The sequence below is a fragment of the Rathayibacter sp. AY1F8 genome (genome assembly GCF_002932165.1).
Lineage (GTDB): Bacteria > Actinomycetota > Actinomycetes > Actinomycetales > Microbacteriaceae > Rathayibacter.
Genome location: NZ_PSVB01000001.1, coordinates 343,123 through 359,121, shown reverse-complemented (window position 1 = coordinate 359,121; position 15,999 = coordinate 343,123). Strand labels below are relative to the sequence as shown.

Here is a 15,999-nt window from a genome sequence, read left to right as displayed (position 1 = left end):
GATGCCGACGTAGAGGGCGAAGCCGCGGGCCTCGGTGCCCTGGGGGACGGCGCGGAGGCGGGGGACGAGGGCAGGGGGTGCTCGTCGTGTCCGTCGACGGTCAGGGATGGGCTGCGGTTCGGTGCGGACGTCGGAGGCAGCAGACGGGGCGTCCTGGGTCAGGAGAGAGTCGTGCGGAGCGCGGGCGGGCGCGGCGACGGGCGGGGCGGGGCGGCTCAGGGAGGATTCAGGAAAGAGAGGGTTGCGTCGTTACCGGGTCGTTATATAGTTCAAGTGCGTCGACCGTTTGCTGTGGCGGGAAGCGCGAGAAGTGATTGCAGGACACTCTTGGTGCAAGGGAATGAAGGCCGGCCGCTCGCCTCAGCGGCCGGCCTTCTGTCGTTCCCCCGGCCCCCTTCCTCCGACTCCCCTCCTCCCAGCACCCCGGCGTAGGCTGTACGGCGTCTGGATGTCAGGGAACCGCTTCCTGAGTGCCGTGAAGGAGGACCAGTGGGGTCGAGAGAGGCCGTCGCCGCCTGGGAGTCGCTCTTCCGCGCCCAGGTCCAGGTGATGCGCACCCTGAGCACCGAGTTCCCCTCGCGGGAGATCTCGATGAACGAGTACGACGTGCTCTTCAACCTCACCCGGCAGCCCGGTCGGCGCGCACGGCTGCGCGACCTGAACCGGCACGTCCTCCTGACGCAGCCCAGCGTCAGCAGGCTGATCGACCGGCTCGCCGCCCGCGGCTGCGTCGAGAAGAGCGAGGATCCGGCGGACGCCCGCGGCACGATCATCGCGATCACCGACGAGGGCTACGCGCTCTTCCGCCGCGTCGCGCTCACCCACATGAGGACCATCTCGGAGCAGGTCGGCGGCGTCCTCGACGAGGACGAGCTGAAGCAGCTGACCGCGCTCTGCGACAAGCTCCGCGACGGCATCGCCTCCGCCTGATCCGTCCCCGCTAGCACGGGCCGCAGCGACCGGCCAGGTCTTCGCCGCGGCGCGGGACTCGCGGATCATGGTGGTCACCATGAGTGACACCTCCCCCACCCTCGTCTGGCTCCGCGACGACCTGCGCCTGGCCGACAACCCCGCTCTGCGCGCCGCGATCGACCGTGGCGGCCCCGTCGCGGTCTGCTACGTGCTCGACGAGGAGTCGGCGGGCATCCGTCCGCTCGGGGGCGCCTCCCGCTGGTGGCTGCACGGCAGCCTCGCAGCCCTCGCCGCCGACCTGCGCGAGCACGGCGCCCCGCTGATCCTGCGCCGCGGGCCGGCCGAGGCCGTCGTCCTCCAGCTCGCCGAGGAGATCGGCGCCGGAGCCGTGCACTGGAACCGCCGCTACGGGAGGGCCGAGCGCACCGTCGACGCGGCGGCGAAGGAATCGCTCCGCAACGGCGGCCTCGAGGCCGAGAGCCACCAGGGCTCGCTGATGTTCGAGCCGTGGACCGTGCAGACCGGCGCGGGCGGCCCCTACTCCGTCTACACGCCCTTCGCCCGCGCCTGCCGCGCCAAGCCGACGCCGCGCGCGCCGCTCCCCCGCCCCCGCTCGCTCGACGGCGTCACGGGAGAGATCGCCTCCGACTCCCTCGACGACTGGGAGCTGCTGCCCACGCGTCCCGACTGGGCGGGAGGGCTGCGCGAGCGCTGGGTCCCCGGCGAGAAGGCGGCGGCCGACCGGCTGCGCGCGTTCCTCGCGGAGCAGCTCGACGACTACGCCGACGGTCGCGACCGGCCGGCGGAGGACGCCACCTCGAACCTCTCCCCGCACCTGAGGTGGGGCGAGATCAGCCCCTTCCAGGTGTGGCACGCCCTGGAGGAGGCGCACGCGAAGGGCCTGCACCGCGGCGACGGCAGCGACCGGTTCCTCTCCGAGGTGCTCTGGCGCGAGTTCTGCTACCACCTGCTGTTCCACTGGCCGGATCTGGCGACCGCGAACTTCGACACCCGGTTCGACTCCTTCCCGTGGGGACGCCCCGGCCAGGAGGCGATCGACGCCTGGCACCAGGGGCGCACCGGCTACCCCCTGGTGGACGCCGGCATGCGCGAGCTCTGGAGCACCGGCTACATGCACAACCGGGTCCGGATGGTGACCGCGTCGTTCCTGATCAAGAACCTGCTGGTCGACTGGCGGGTGGGCGAGGAGTGGTTCTGGGACACCCTGGTGGACGCGGACCCAGCGAGCAACGCCGCGAACTGGCAGTGGGTCGCGGGCTCGGGAGCCGATGCGTCGCCGTTCTTCCGGGTCTTCAACCCGGTCACGCAGTCGAGGAAGTTCGACCCGGCCGGCGAGTACATCCGCCACAACGTGCCGGAGCTCGGCGGAGTCGAGGGCGCCGCCGTGCACGAGCCGTGGACGCTAGGGGACACGCTGACCGGAGGCGCGGACGGCTACCCGGCGCCCCTCGTCGACCTCAAGGAGACGCGGGCGCACGCACTGGACGCCTTCGCGCAGATCAAGACCGCCCCGCGCGACATCTCGCCGAGGGGCGACGACTGAGCGTCGCCGGCTAGACGCGTCCCGCCGGGCCGGTGGAGCGGCCGGACTCGGCGAGCGGGTCCTCCTCCCCGCCCTGATCGCGCAGATCGCGGGCCGGGATGCCGACGAGCACCGCCCCGTCGGGCGCGTCCTTCACCACGACGGCGTTCGCGCCCACGCTGACGTCGGATCCGAGCACGAGCGGGCCCAGGACGACCGCGCCGGCGCCGACGACCACCCGGTCGCCGAGCGTGGGGTGCCGACGCTCGCGCCGGGCCGACCTCCCGCCCAGCGTGACGGAGTGGTAGAGCATGCAGTCGTCGCCGATCCGCGCGGTCTCGCCGATGACGACGCCCATGCCGTGGTCGATGAACAGACGCCGGCCGATGGTCGCACCGGGGTGGATCTCCACTCCGGTCGCCGCGCGCGCCGCCTGGCTGAGCAGCCGGGCGGGCAGGCGGAGGCCCCGCCGCCACCAGGCGTGCGCGACGCGGTGCACCCAGACCGCATGCACTCCCGGGTAGGAGAGGACGACCTCCACCGCGCTCCGGGCGGCGGGGTCGCGCTCCCGGGCGGTGCGGACGTCCTCGCGGAGCAGGGCGAGGAGCCCGGGACGCTCCGGTCCGGACGGGACGCGGCGCTCCGGCCGACCGTCGCGTCCGGAGCGGGGCGTCCCGCCTCGTCTCGAGGGGCTCAGCTGCGGAGGTCCTCGTACAGGACGGTCGAGATGTACCGCTCGCCGAAGTCGCAGACGATGGCGACGATGGTCTTCCCCGCGTTCTCGGGGCGCTTCGCGACCTCGAGGGCGGCCCACATGATCGAGCCGGAGGAGATGCCGCCGAGGATCCCCTCCTGCGCGGCCATCTCGCGGGCCACCCGCACGGAGTCGTCGAGCGTCACGTCGATGATCTCGTCGTAGACCTCGCGGTCGAGGATCGCGGGGACGAAGTTGGCGCCGATGCCCTGGATCTTGTGCGGACCGGCGGTGCCCTGGGTGAGGAGCGGGGAGTCGATCGGCTCCACTCCGATGATCTGCACACCGGGCTTGCGCTCCTTGAGCACCTGGCCGACTCCGGTGATGGTGCCGCCGGTTCCGATGCCGGCCACGAAGACGTCGACCTCGCCGTCGGTGTCCTCCCAGACCTCCTCCGCGGTGGTGCGGCGGTGCACCTCGGGGTTGGCGGCGTTCTCGAACTGGCGGGCGAGGATCGCGCCGGGGGTCTCGTCGACGATCGCGCGGGCGCGCTCGACCGCTCCGCGCATGCCCTCGCTGCCGGGGGTGAGCACGATCTCGGCTCCGTAGGCGCGGAGGAGGACCCGGCGCTCGACGGACATCGTCTCGGGCATCGTGAGGACGACCTTGTAGCCGCGGGCGGCGCCCACCATCGCGAGCGCGATGCCGGTGTTGCCGCTCGTGCCCTCGACGATCGTCCCGCCGGGGTGCAGCTCGCCGGAGGCCTCGGCCGCGTCGATGATGGCGACGCCGATGCGGTCCTTCACGCTGTTCGCGGGGTTGTAGAACTCGAGCTTGGCGAGGACCGTCGCCTGGTCGGCGCCCTCCAGCCGGTTGATGCGGACGAGAGGGGTCCTGCCGACGAGCTGGGTCACGTCGTCGTGGATGCGTGCCATGGTGTGCGCTTTCTGCCGGGGCCGGCCGCCCGGGGCCCCGGAGCGGTGGGTGGAACGGGTGCTGCAGCGCCCCTCGGAGCGGCGCTCCCCCCACGATACGGATGCATCGACCCGAGGTCAGCACTCCGGACGCGCCCGCTCCTGCGCATCACCCGCCAGCTCCTCATCTCCACCGGGAGGAGGACGCCCCGCGGGCGCACCCGTCACGTACCATGAACTCGGGGGATCGCGCGACTGCTCGCGAGGCTTCTCGCCACCCTCCCTCACATCTCCGCGGCCCCGCGCCGCGTCGAAAGGACGACCGCTCCATGGCACTTCCCACTGCATCCCGCCGCTCCGTCCGGCCGCTCGGGATGTCGCTGCGGGCGGTCATGGGGTTCATCGGGATGAGCGCCGTGGCGGGCGTCCTGATCACCGTCGGCGTCACGCCGGCTCTCGCGCTGACGGGCCTGGCGACGAGCAACACGATCGGCATGTTCCAGAACCTGCCGGGCTACCTCGACGTGGGCCAGCTGATGCAGCGCACCAACGTCTACGCGAGCGACGGGACGACCCTCCTCGCCTCCGTCTACGACCAGAACCGCGTGGAGGTCGGCTGGGACGACGTCGCGCAGTCCGCGAAGGACGCCGCCGTCGCCGGCGAGGACCCGCGCTTCTACGAGCACGGCGGCATCGACCTCCAGGGCACGCTCCGGGCCATCGCCGTCACGCTGACGGGCGACGACCTGCAGGGCGGGTCGTCGATCACGCAGCAGTACGTCAAGAACGTCCTGGTGCAGAAGGCGGAGTCGATCACCGACGAGGCCGCGCGCGACAAGGCCTACCAGGAGGCGACGGACCCGACCCCCGAGCGCAAGCTCAAGGAGATGCGCCTCGCGATCGGACTCGAGAAGGAGGCGTCGAAGGACGACATCCTGCTCGGCTACCTCAACATCGCCCTCTTCGGGGGCACCGTCTACGGCATCGAGGCCGCGGCGAACTACTACTACGGCATCCCCGCGAGCCAGCTCTCGACCTCGCAGGCGGCCGCGCTGCTGGCGATCGTGAACAACCCGGCGAAGTTCCGCTTCGACAACCCGGGCGACGAGGCGAACGGCGCCGCCAACGGCTACGCCGCCACCAAGGAGCGCCGCGACTACATCCTGTCGGAGGAGCTCAAGCACGGCCGGATCGACCAGGCCGCGCACGACGCCGCCGTCGCCGAGCCGATCACCCCGAACATCACGGAGCCCTCGACCGGCTGCACCACCGCCGGCAACGCCGCGTACTTCTGCGACTACGTGCTGAACGTCCTCCGCAACGACTCCGTCTTCGGGGCGACCGACGACGAGCGCTACCAGCGCATCCGCCAGGGCGGCTTCGACGTCGTGACGACCCTCGACCTCGACATCCAGCAGGTCTCCCAGGCGGCGCTCAACGCCTACATCCCCTCCGTCGACCCGCGCTTCCAGGTCGGCGCGACGGCCGCCTCCGTCGAGGCGAAGACGGGCCGCGTGCTCTCCATGGTGCAGAACACGCAGTACAGCCAGGACGAGCAGTTCCTCGCCGCGAACCCCGGCTACAGCGCGATCAACCTCAACGTCGACCTCAGCATGGGCGGCGGCTCCGGCGTGCAGACCGGATCGACCTACAAGGTGTTCACGCTGGCGCAGTGGCTGAAGGCGGGGCACACCGTCAACGAGTCGTTCGCCTCCCCCACCTCCGGCTTCAGCTCCTACCCTCAGAAGTGCAACGTCGAGGGCGACGGCGGCTACTACGGCAAGTTCTCGCCTCGCAACGACGACCCGTCGGAGGACGCGAGCTCGATGAGCGCGCTCGGCGCGACCACGAACTCGATCAACACCGGCTTCATGGGAATGGCGCAGCAGCTCGACCTCTGTGACATCCGCACCACCGCCGAGTCGTTCGGGATGCACCGCGCCGACGGCCGCGAGCTCGCCAACGGGCCGGCCTCGGTCCTCGGTACGAACGAGATCGCGCCGCTGACGGTGGCCAACGCCTACGCGGGGATCGCGAACGACGGCACGACCTGCTCGGCGATCGTCATCGACCGGATCACCGACAGCGAGGGCAACGCCGTCGCCGCCCCGGCATCGGCGTGCACGCCCTCCGTGTCGCCCGAGGTCGCCCGAGGGATGCAGTACGCGATGCAGCGGGTGATGACCTCCGGAACGGCCTACGCCTCGAACCCCTTCGACGGGATCGAGCACATCGGCAAGACGGGCACCACCGACGAGGCCGCCGACGTGTGGACGGCGGGCGCCAGCAAGGCCGCCTCCCTGGCGGTCTGGGTCGGCAGCATCAACGGCTTCGCCGACAACACCAAGCAGAACCTGCGCTTCATCAGCCTGACGGGCGAGAAGGGGACCATCCGCGCCTCCAACGCCCGGCACGCCATCTGGAAGCCGATCATGACGGCGCTCGACGAGAAGTACGGCGGCGACGACTTCACGGCACCGCCGGCCTCGATGCTCGCGTACTCGCCGCGATCGGCGGCGAACTCCGAGGTCCCCGACGTCACGGGCGAGACGGTCGAGAGCGCCACGGCGATCCTCACCGCCGCCGGTTTCGTCGTCGGGATGCACGAGTCGGTCGACTCCGCGACGATCCCGGAGGGCTCCGTCGTGTCGACGACGCCGAGCGCGGAGGAGACGGCGGTCGCCGGCGGGGTGATCCCCCTCCAGGTGAGCACGGGCAAGGCTCCGGCCAATCCGAACGACATCTCGGACCTGAACGGCGACCTGATCGAGTAGAGACGTCGCCCGTCCCGTGAAGGGGCCGATCCCTCCGGGGTCGGCCCCTTCTGCTGTCGCAGGCGCCGGGCCTGCGCGGGCGCCGTCGCGCCGACTCCGGGCGGACGGGCGTCCGGCGCGGCCGTGGCGCGCCTTGTCGGGGATGTCGCAGGCCTCGCCTAGGGTGCTGGTGCAGCGAGAGGATCCATCCTGAAGCGACCGAACGTCCCCGTCTTCCAGCCCCGTCGAACCGTCCACGGGGCTCTCGGCGCGCTGTTCGGATTCGTGATCGTCAGCGTCCTGGCGGGTCTGCTCGCCTCGCTCGTGGTCGCCCCCGCCGCCGCGCTCACCGGCGCGGCGACCTCCGGCACCATCTCGGCGTTCCAGTCCCTCCCGAGCTACCTCGAGGTCGGGCGCCTGATGCAGAAGAGCGACGTCTACGCGGGCGACCCGGACGATCCGACGCTGCTGGCCTCCTTCTACGACCAGAACCGGATCGAGGTGCCGGCCGACCGGATCGCCGACTCCGTGAAGGACGCGCTCGTCGCGAGCGAGGACCCGCGCTTCTACGACCACGGCGGGATCGACCTGCAGGGCACCCTCCGCGCCATCGCCAGCACCTACCTCCTCGACGGCGACACCCAGGGCGGCTCGTCGATCACGCAGCAGTACGTGAAGAACGTGCTGGTGCAGAAGGCCGAGTCGATCCCGGACGAGGCGGACCGCGACCGCGCGTACGCGGAGGCGACGGCGACCACGGCCGAGCGCAAGCTCAAGGAGATGCGGCTCGCGATCGGGCTCGAGAAGGTGTCCTCGAAGGACGACATCCTCCTCGGCTACCTCAACATCGCGCTGTTCGGAGGCACCGTCTACGGCATCGAGGCCGCGGCGGAGTACTACTACGGCATCCCGGCGGCCGACCTCTCCCTCGCGCAGTCCGCCTCGCTCCTGGCCATCGTGAACAACCCCGAGAAGTTCCGCTTCGACCGTCCGGACGACACGGCCAACGGCGAAGCGAACGGCTACGCGCAGACCCGGGAGCGGCGCGACTACATCCTCGACCGGATGCTCGAGACGGGGAGCATCGACCAGGCCGCGCACGACGCCGCGGCCGCCGAGCCGATCACCCCCGACATCACCCCGCCGTCCACCGGCTGCCAGACGGCCGGCAGCGCGGCCTACTTCTGCGACTACGTGACCCACGTCCTCCGAGACGACCCGGCGCTCGGAGCGACCGACGACGAGCGCTACGCGGCGATCAAGCAGGGCGGGATCAAGGTCTACACGACGATCGATCTCGATCTGCAGAGGACCGCGCAGGAGCTGATGGACGAGCAGGTCCCCTCCTCCGATCCGCGCTTCGACGTCGGGGCGACGGCGGTCGCCGTCCAGAACGGCACCGGGCGCATCCTCACGATGGTGCAGAACAAGCGCTACAGCCAGGACCCGGACGTGATCGCGAGCGGGCCGGAGTTCTCGGCGATCAACCTCAACGTCGACGCGTCCGCGGGCGGCGGCAACGGCTTCCAGACCGGCTCCGCCTACAAGGTGTTCACGCTCGCCGAATGGCTCGACCGCGGGCACACCCTGCTCGAGCAGTTCGACTCGAAGCAGAAGAACTGGACCGGCTTCGCCGACAGCTGCGAGGGCACCTGGGACTACGACTCCTACAACCCCAAGAACGCCGGCGACGGCGGCTACACCGACACCCAGACGGCGCTGTACTCGACGATCTACTCGCTGAACACGGGCTTCACCGGGATGTCGCACCTGCTCGACCAGTGCGAGATCCGCAAGCAGGCCGAGGCCTTCGGAGTGCACCGCGCGGACGGGACCGCGCTCGTGCAGTCGCCGGGAGCGGTCCTCGGCACCAACGAGATCGCACCGCTCACCATGGCGACCGCCTACTCCGGCATCGCCGCGAACGGCACGACCTGCACCCCCGTCGCGATCACGGCGATCGTCGGAGCGGACGGCCGCGAGATAGAGCCGGTGGAGACGACCTGCAGCCGGGCGGTGTCGTCGAGGGTCGCGTCGGCGATGCAGTACACGATGCTCAAGGTGACCGCGGAGGGCACGGGCGTCGAGGACGATCCGAAGAACGGCATCCAGCACATCACCAAGACGGGCACCACCGACAACTCCGCCGACACCTGGGCCATCGGGGCCTCGACCGAGACCTCCCTCGCGGTCTGGGTCGGCAGCATCTCGGCACGCGCGGACGGGTCGAGGGTGAACCTCGACTCGATCGACTTCGACAGCGGCTGGGCGCCCTCGGCACGCCACCGGATCTGGAAGCCGTTGATGACGGCGATCGACTCCCGTTACGGCGGCTCCGACTTCCCGCAGGCCGACCAGTCGCTCGTCGCGGCGCCGCAGGTCACCGTGCCGGACCTGTCGGGCCGGACCAGCGACTCCGCCGCGCAGGCGCTGACCGCCGCAGGGCTCACTCCCGGAGCGACGTCGCAGGTCGACTCGACGCAGCCGATGAACACCGTGGCCGGCACAGGTCCGGCCGCGGGCACCCGCGTGGACAAGGGCTCGGTGGTGGGCGTGCAGCTGAGCACGGGGAAGGCGCCGCCCGCTCCCGCTCCGGGCGGCTGACACCGCTGGACCGGGATGTCGCCGGTCGGCGAGGATCTGCGACGGGAACGGGTCAGGGGGAACGGGTCAGGGAAGCCGGCTCAGGGCTCGACGGCTCCGGCGGGGAGCAGCCCGAACTCGACGAGCTCGTCGTCGGTGAGCAGTCGGCTGCGGATCATGAAGCGCTTGCCCTCGGGGGCTTCGACGCTGAATCCGCTGCCCCGCCCGTCGACGAGGTCGACGGTGAGGTGGGTGTGCTTCCAGTACTCGAACTGGGAGCGGGACATCCAGAAGTCGATCGGGTCCAGGCCGTCGAGCCGGAGCGACTCGACGAGCACGTCCGAGGCGCCGGTGCGGAACATCCCGGCGGGGAAGCACATCGGGGAGCTGCCGTCGCAGCATCCGCCCGACTGGTGGAACATGAGCGGCCCGTGCAGCGCCGTCATCCGGCGGAGCATGCTTGCCGCCTCCGCAGTGACGTCGACCCTCGTGGAGGTCATGGGTGGTGCTCCTTCGCTCGTGGTGCGGAATGTCTGTGTGCGCCCGACCGCTGACGGCGGACGCTCCACCGGGCGGCGTCTCGATACGCCGCAGCGCGGACTACTCGATCAACATGAGGGGGCGCCCCCTCGTCCGATGCCTCGCCCGAAGGGCCGAGCACCGTTCTCCCGCGCGCCGCCAGGTGCCTCGCCCGCAGGGCCGAGCACCGTTCTTCCACGCGCCGCCAGGTGCCTCGCCCGCAGGGCCGAGCACCGTTCTTCCACGCGCCGCCAGGTGCCTCGCCCGCAGGGCCGAGCACCGTTCTCCCGCGCGCCGCCAGATGCCTCGCCCGAAGGGCCGAGCACCGTTCTCCCGCGCGCCGTCAGGTGCCTCGCCCGAAGGGCCGAGCACCGAACGGCGGATCCGCGTGCCAGCGGATCCGTCTCGGTGCGGACGCTCCCCGCTCCTCCCCACCCGGCCACGTCGGCGAGCCGACCGCGGCACGGGCGACGAGGAACGAGGAGCCCGTGCGAACCAGCTCAGAAGAAGCCCATCGGTCCTTCCGCGTAGGAGACGAGGAGGTTCTTCGTCTGCTGGTAGTGGTCGAGCATCACCTTGTGGTTCTCGCGTCCGATGCCCGACTGCTTGTAGCCGCCGAATGCCGCGTGCGCGGGGTACTGGTGGTAGGTGTTCGACCAGACGCGGCCGGCTTCGATGGCCCGGCCGGCGCGGTAGAGCTGGGCGCCGTTGCGGCTCCACACTCCGGCGCCGAGGCCGTAGAGGGTGTCGTTGGCGATGCCGATCGCGTCGTCGAAGTCGTCGAAGGAGGTGAGGGCGAGGACGGGTCCGAAGATCTCCTCCTGGAAGATGCGCATCGAGTTGCGGCCCTCGAACACGGTCGGGTTGACGTAGTAGCCGCCGCTGAGCTCGCCGCCGAGGTCGGCGCGGTCGCCGCCGATGAGCAGCTTCGCTCCCTCCTGCTTGCCGATGTCCATGTAGGAGAGGATCTTCTCGAGCTGGTCGTTCGAGGCCTGGGCGCCGATCATCGTGGCGGTGTCGAGCGGGTTGCCCTGTTTGATCCGCTTGACCCGCTCGAGGCCGTCTCCGACGAAGTCGTCGTAGATCGAGCGCTGCACGAGCGCCCGCGACGGGCAGGTGCAGACCTCGCCCTGGTTGAGGGCGAAGAACGAGAAGCCCTCGAGCGCCTTGTCGTAGAAGGAGTCGCGTTCCGCGGCGACGTCGGCGAAGAACACGTTGGGGCTCTTGCCGCCCAGCTCCAGCGTCACCGGGATGAGGTTCTCGCTGGCGTACTGCATGATCAGGCGGCCGGTGGTCGTCTCGCCGGTGAAGGCGATCTTGCGGATGCGCGGGTGGGAGGCGAGCGGGGCGCCCGCTTCGAACCCGAATCCGTTGACGACGTTGAGCACGCCGGCGGGGATGAGGTCGCCGATCAGGTCGAGCAGCACGTGGATGGACGCCGGCGTCTGCTCGGCCGGCTTCAGCACTACGCAGTTGCCTGCGGCGAGCGCCGGCGCGAGCTTCCACACGGCCATCAGGATCGGGAAGTTCCAGGGGATGATCTGCCCGACCACGCCCAGCGGCTCGTGGAAGTGGTACGCGATCGTGTCGTGGTCGATCTCGGAGACGCCTCCCTCCTGCGCGCGGATCGCTCCGGCGAAGTAGCGGAAGTGGTCGATGGCGAGGGGGATGTCGGCGGCGAGGGTCTCGCGCACGGGCTTGCCGTTCTCCCACGTCTCGGCGACGGCGAGCAGCTCGAGGTTCGCCTCCATGCGGTCGGCGATCTTCAGGAGCATGTTCGAGCGCTCGGCGGGGCTGGTCTTCCCCCAGCTCGCGAACGCTTTCCAGCCCGCCTCGACGGCGCGGTCGACGTCGGCGGCGGTGCCGCGGGCGATCTCGCAGAAGGGCTTCCCGGTGATCGGGGTGATGTTCTCGAAGTACTGGCCGCTCGCGGGGGCGACGTGCTCGCCTCCGATGTAGTGGTCGTAGCGCGAGCGGAAGGAGGCGACGGATCCCTCCGTGCCTGGATTCGCGTAGACCGTGGAACCGGGCTCCTGCGGTGCCTGCTCGGCGACCTGGTCGGCGTACAGCGTCATGTGGACCTCCATCGACGTCGTTGTCGTGGGCGCGGGGTGGGCGCCCGGTCCTGACGCTACGTCGCGGGGGGTTGCACGACGTTGCACGGGTCGACGCACCGGCGGGAGCGGCGGGGACGGAGGCCGGACCGGCCGGGCGGAGACGCGGCCGCCCGAGGAGGACGGCCCCGCGACCCCGGACCTCAGACGCTCGCGAGCAGGTGCTGGGCGATCCGGCTCATGTAGACGCCGTAGGTCACCGTGGCCGCTGCGGCCCCCGCGCCGACCCAGGACCACACCAGCGGCCAGGCGGAGCCGTCGACGAGGACCACGACGACTCCGATCGCGCCGACCAGCGTCGTCCAGGTGGCGAGCCAGAGGTCGAGGGTCCGGCCGAAGATCCTCGCCATCGGGTAGAAGTGCAGGCCCACGATCACGGCGATGGCCGGCACGAGGAACCGGTCGAGCCCGGTGCCGGTGAGGACGCCCACCGCGACACCGATCAGCACGCCCTCCGCGGCGAAGACCGCCCCGAACAGCAGACCGTTCGGCTTCGCCGCGCGGTCGGCGTCGGTGAGCTCCACCGCCATCCTCCGCCGGGCGACGAGGAGGCGGACGGCCTGCACGGCGAAGACCACGGCCGCGAGCGCGCAGACGGTCACGGCGGTCGTCGCCACCGGAGCCGGCCAGCCGACCGTGGTGTCGCTCGCCCACCACATCGTGAAGACCGCCATCAGGAGCAGGCCCCCCGCGACTCCGCTCGCGAGGGCCCGGGGAGGTGGTGCGAGGGTGCTCATGCGTCGAGGCTAGCGAGACGGCTCCGCGGCCTCACGGCTCCGGCGGGACTCCCAGGAGCGGACGGGACGGCTCAGCGCTGCTCCGCCTCGATCGTCTCGAGGTGGGCGGCGACACCGGCACGGCGGGGCGAGCGGGGCGGGAGGACGCGCAGGAGCTCCCGCCACACCTCCGCGTCGTCGCGGCCGTCAGGGCCCTCCGCCCAGGCGAGGAGGGTCGCGGGCGCCGCATCGGCGAGGACGCTCGCCCGCACCCGCAGGCGCAGCTCGCCGGCGATCGCCCGGATCCCCGGCGCCTCGGACGAGGGCAGCGGCGCGCCCCGGTAGGCGTCCAGGGCGAGGCGGTGGGAGCCGCGGTCGAGCAGGCCCAGCACCTGGCGGGCGTCGAGGTCGACCGGGCTCGCCAGGCGGTAGGGGCGCGAGAGGGGCACCAGGCGCGGGAGGGTCGGCTCGAGCGCGCGGCGCAGCCGCACCATCTCGGCGCGGACGGTGACCACCGCGTCGTCCCGGCCGTGGAGCAGGAGGGCGAGCTGCTCGGCCGAGAGCCCGGCCCGGTGCCAGGCGAGCAGGGTCAGGATCTCGGCGTGCCGGGTGCTGAGCTCGAGCGTCGCTCCGGCGGCCGTCACCAGGCCCGTCTCGCGCCCGAGGACCCGCAGGCTCGGCGCCCGGGCCGCCGCCGTGCTCCGTGCAGCGGGCCGCCGCGGGCGGAGGAGCCGCTGCACCATCAGCTCGCTCTCGACGGCGGCGGCGGTCGCCTCCATCAGCGGGAGGGTCTGCGGGGCGACGACGTCGGCGCCACCGGTGATGTCGATCACTCCGAGGATCTCGTGCGTCTCGGGGTCGTGCACGGGGACGGCGGTGCAGCTCCACGGGTGCACGAGCGAGGCGAAGTGCTCGGCGCCGTGGATCTGCACGCCGTGATCGAGCACGAGGGCCGTCCCCGGCGCGGACGTCCCGACGTCGGGCTCGGCCCACGCCGCGCCCTCGACGAACGACATCCCCTCGGCGAGGCTCTTGAGGTGCTGGTCCCCGTCGATCCAGAGCAGCCGCCCGAGCGCGTCGCCCACCGCGACGAGCACGCCGCTGTCCTCGTCGGCGTCGCGCACCAGCAGGCGGCGGATGACAGGGAGGACCGAGGCGAGCGGATGCCCGGTGCGGTACTCGCGGAGGTCGTCTCCCGAGAACGAGAGCGGTGCCGTCAGCCGGTCCGGATCGAGGCGCCGCCGCCGTGCGCGCTCCCACGACTCCTCGACCAGCGCGCGCCGCCGACCGCTGCCAGGGCGGGCCAGCCACGGGTTGGTCATGCGCTCCGCCTCGTCGTCGGGTCGGTGGGACTCGACGCTACTCCGCGGAGCGCGCCGGCGCCTCTGTCCGCGCACCGGAACGGCGGCGCCCCCGCACCGCCAGCAGCAGCACCGCCGCCACCAGCACCGCGACGCCCAGGACGGCTCCCGCGGTCAGCCGCTCGCCCAGCACCGCCACGCCGAGGAGGGTCGCGGTCGCCGGCACCAGGAGGGTGAGCGTCGAGACGGTCGCCGCGGGAAGCGCTCGCAGGCCGCGCGCGAAGAAGGTGTAGGCCACGGCGACCGTCACCACTCCGAGCCAGAGCACGGCCGGGATCGAGCCGGAGAGCCGCGACGGATCGCCCAGCAGCAGGAACGGGAGCGCGAGCAGCGCCGCGGCTCCGAACTGGGCTCCCATGGCGGCGACGGGGCTGAGCCCGCGCTCGAGCAGCAGCTTGCTGCAGACGGCGTAGAGCGCGTAGGAGGCGCCGGCGCCGGCCGACGCGGCGAGGCCGGGGAGTGTCACGCCGCCGGATCCGCCTCCGCTGAGGAGCACCACGCCGACCGCGGCGAGCGCAGTCGAGGCGAACCAGCGCGGGCTCGGCGTCGTCCGCAGGACGAGCCACTCCAGCAGGCCGGTGAAGGCGGGAGCGGAGCCGAGGGCGACGATCGTTCCGACCGCGACGCCGTTCTGCGCGGTGCCGGTGAAGAAGGCGGGCTGGTACGCGGCGACGCCGACCGCTCCGAGCACGACGAGCAGCACGACGGCGCGGGTCGGGCGGGAGCGGCTCCGCCGGCGCAGAGCCTCCACGCCGAGGAGAGCGGCCAGCAGGGCGCCGCCGAGGACGATGCGCGCCGCCCCGAGGAGGAGCGGATCCACGCCCGCCGCTCCGAGGGCCTGGGCGGTCCCCGTCGTGCCGAAGCAGACGGCGGCGAGGAGGACGGCGCCGATCGCCGAGGTCCGGGCCCCGCTCATCCCGCCCCGCTCCCCCGGCCGCCTGACGACCGGCTCCCAGTGTCCCAGGGATGGGCGCGTGCTCTTCCGCCTCTCGCACCGGGGGCCCAGGATGGAGGGACCGGACTAGCGGAGGAGCACGACGTGGGCATCGCGGAACCGTTCGACCTCGAGGACCACCACCGCAGCGCGCACGGCGCCCTGCGCGAGCACTTCTCGGTGCGCGAGTTCGAGGAGGTGCCGCTGGACCGCGAGGCCATCGTCGCCACCGCGTACCTGCGGGCGATCGAGCACGCCACCGTGGCCCGGGTGCTCCCCCTCGCGCGCGCCCACCCCGACGAGCAGGTCCGCGCGTTCGCGTCCGTCTGGGCCGCCGAGCGGCACCGGATCGCCGACGCCCTGGGCGACGTGCTCGCGGCCTCGCCGCAGATCCGCGGCATCGACATCCGCCCGCCGGAGCCGACGGTGAGGTCGCGCCCGCTCCTCGACCGCGCCGCGGCCTCCCTCGCCGGCCCCGTCGCGCTGGCCCTCGCGGTGGACGCCCGGGTCGCGGTGCACGGCTACCGCCGGCTCGCCCGGCTCTCGCTGCACCCCGAGATGGAGCGCCTCGCCGAGACGGTCACGGGCATCCTCGAGCGGCAGGCCGACTTCTTCACGGTGCACGCGGCGGGACGCCTCGGACGCCCGCTGCCGCGCCGGGTGCAGGCGGCCGGCCTGCTCGCCGTGCTGCGCCTCCCGATCGGCGAGGCCGACCTGCCGGAGGCTCTCGCGCGCGAGGGCCGGGAGCTCGTCTTCGGCCGGGACGACGGCGGACTCGACGGGATCGACGCGGGCGTCGTCGCGGCGTTCGCGCTGCCCTGCACGGCGGCCCGGCGGCTCGTGCACCCGTACCGGCCGGTGTCGATCCGTGCCGCGCACCGCCTCGGACGGCTCGCCGCCGACACCCGCGCCGCCGTCACGACCCTGCTGGAGCAGGTGCGCGAGTAGCGGCGGCG

12 protein-coding genes are annotated in these 15,999 nt (G+C 72.2%); 5 read left to right on the top strand and 7 right to left on the bottom strand.

Features of this window, described 5'->3' with window-relative positions; all coding sequences use genetic code 11:
* Window positions 1-549: 549 nt before the first annotated feature.
* Window positions 550-930: a MarR family winged helix-turn-helix transcriptional regulator gene (locus C5C35_RS01655; RefSeq protein WP_104226067.1), complete on the top strand. Its 381-nt coding sequence runs from the start codon at window positions 550-552 to the stop codon at window positions 928-930.
* 79 nt (window positions 931-1,009) lie between these two features.
* The gene (locus C5C35_RS01650; RefSeq protein ID WP_104262416.1) at window positions 1,010-2,476 is read left to right on the top strand and encodes a deoxyribodipyrimidine photo-lyase; all 1,467 of its coding nucleotides are present in this window, start codon (window positions 1,010-1,012) and stop codon (window positions 2,474-2,476) included.
* Window positions 2,477-2,486: 10 nt separating this feature from the next.
* Here the strand turns inward: C5C35_RS01650 and epsC are convergent, their stop codons facing one another.
* Both epsC and cysK read right to left on the bottom strand, forming a co-directional pair.
* The gene (gene epsC, locus C5C35_RS01645; RefSeq protein WP_104262415.1) at window positions 2,487-3,053 is read right to left on the bottom strand and encodes a serine O-acetyltransferase EpsC; all 567 of its coding nucleotides are present in this window, start codon (window positions 3,051-3,053) and stop codon (window positions 2,487-2,489) included.
* 95 nt (window positions 3,054-3,148) lie between these two features.
* Entirely contained in the window at window positions 3,149-4,084 is a 936-nt protein-coding gene (gene cysK / locus C5C35_RS01640; protein ID WP_104237779.1) for a cysteine synthase A, read from the bottom strand.
* Between the two features lie 308 nt (window positions 4,085-4,392).
* Here cysK and C5C35_RS01635 point away from each other — a divergent pair, with 308 nt between their 5' ends.
* Entirely contained in the window at window positions 4,393-6,837 is a 2,445-nt protein-coding gene (locus C5C35_RS01635; RefSeq protein ID WP_159939720.1) for a penicillin-binding protein, read from the top strand.
* Window positions 6,838-7,101: 264 nt separating this feature from the next.
* Window positions 7,102-9,420, top strand: coding sequence for a transglycosylase domain-containing protein (locus tag C5C35_RS01630; protein WP_104262394.1), 2,319 nt, complete (start codon window positions 7,102-7,104; stop codon window positions 9,418-9,420).
* Window positions 9,421-9,500: 80 nt separating this feature from the next.
* Here the strand turns inward: C5C35_RS01630 and C5C35_RS01625 are convergent, their stop codons facing one another.
* The 5 genes from C5C35_RS01625 to C5C35_RS01605 all read right to left on the bottom strand — a co-directional run bounded on the left by C5C35_RS01625 (window position 9,501) and on the right by C5C35_RS01605 (window position 15,025).
* A complete protein-coding gene (locus tag C5C35_RS01625) occupies window positions 9,501-9,899 on the bottom strand; it encodes a DUF779 domain-containing protein (RefSeq protein WP_104262393.1) in 399 nt (132 codons plus the stop codon).
* A 519-nt stretch (window positions 9,900-10,418) separates the two neighbouring features.
* The gene (locus C5C35_RS01620; protein WP_104226069.1) at window positions 10,419-11,993 is read right to left on the bottom strand and encodes an aldehyde dehydrogenase family protein; all 1,575 of its coding nucleotides are present in this window, start codon (window positions 11,991-11,993) and stop codon (window positions 10,419-10,421) included.
* A gap of 182 nt (window positions 11,994-12,175) precedes the next feature.
* A complete protein-coding gene (locus C5C35_RS01615) occupies window positions 12,176-12,769 on the bottom strand; it encodes a hypothetical protein (RefSeq protein ID WP_104262392.1) in 594 nt (197 codons plus the stop codon).
* 71 nt (window positions 12,770-12,840) lie between these two features.
* Window positions 12,841-14,070, bottom strand: coding sequence for a GAF domain-containing protein (locus C5C35_RS01610; RefSeq protein WP_104224191.1), 1,230 nt, complete (start codon window positions 14,068-14,070; stop codon window positions 12,841-12,843).
* A 37-nt stretch (window positions 14,071-14,107) separates the two neighbouring features.
* Complete coding sequence (locus C5C35_RS01605) at window positions 14,108-15,025, bottom strand: DMT family transporter (protein WP_104262391.1); 918 nt, start codon at window positions 15,023-15,025, stop codon at window positions 14,108-14,110.
* 123 nt (window positions 15,026-15,148) lie between these two features.
* Between C5C35_RS01605 and C5C35_RS01600 the strand changes: the two genes are divergently transcribed.
* Window positions 15,149-15,991, top strand: a complete 843-nt coding sequence (locus C5C35_RS01600; RefSeq protein WP_104225933.1) for a hypothetical protein — start codon at window positions 15,149-15,151, stop codon at window positions 15,989-15,991.
* Window positions 15,992-15,999 lie beyond the last annotated feature (8 nt).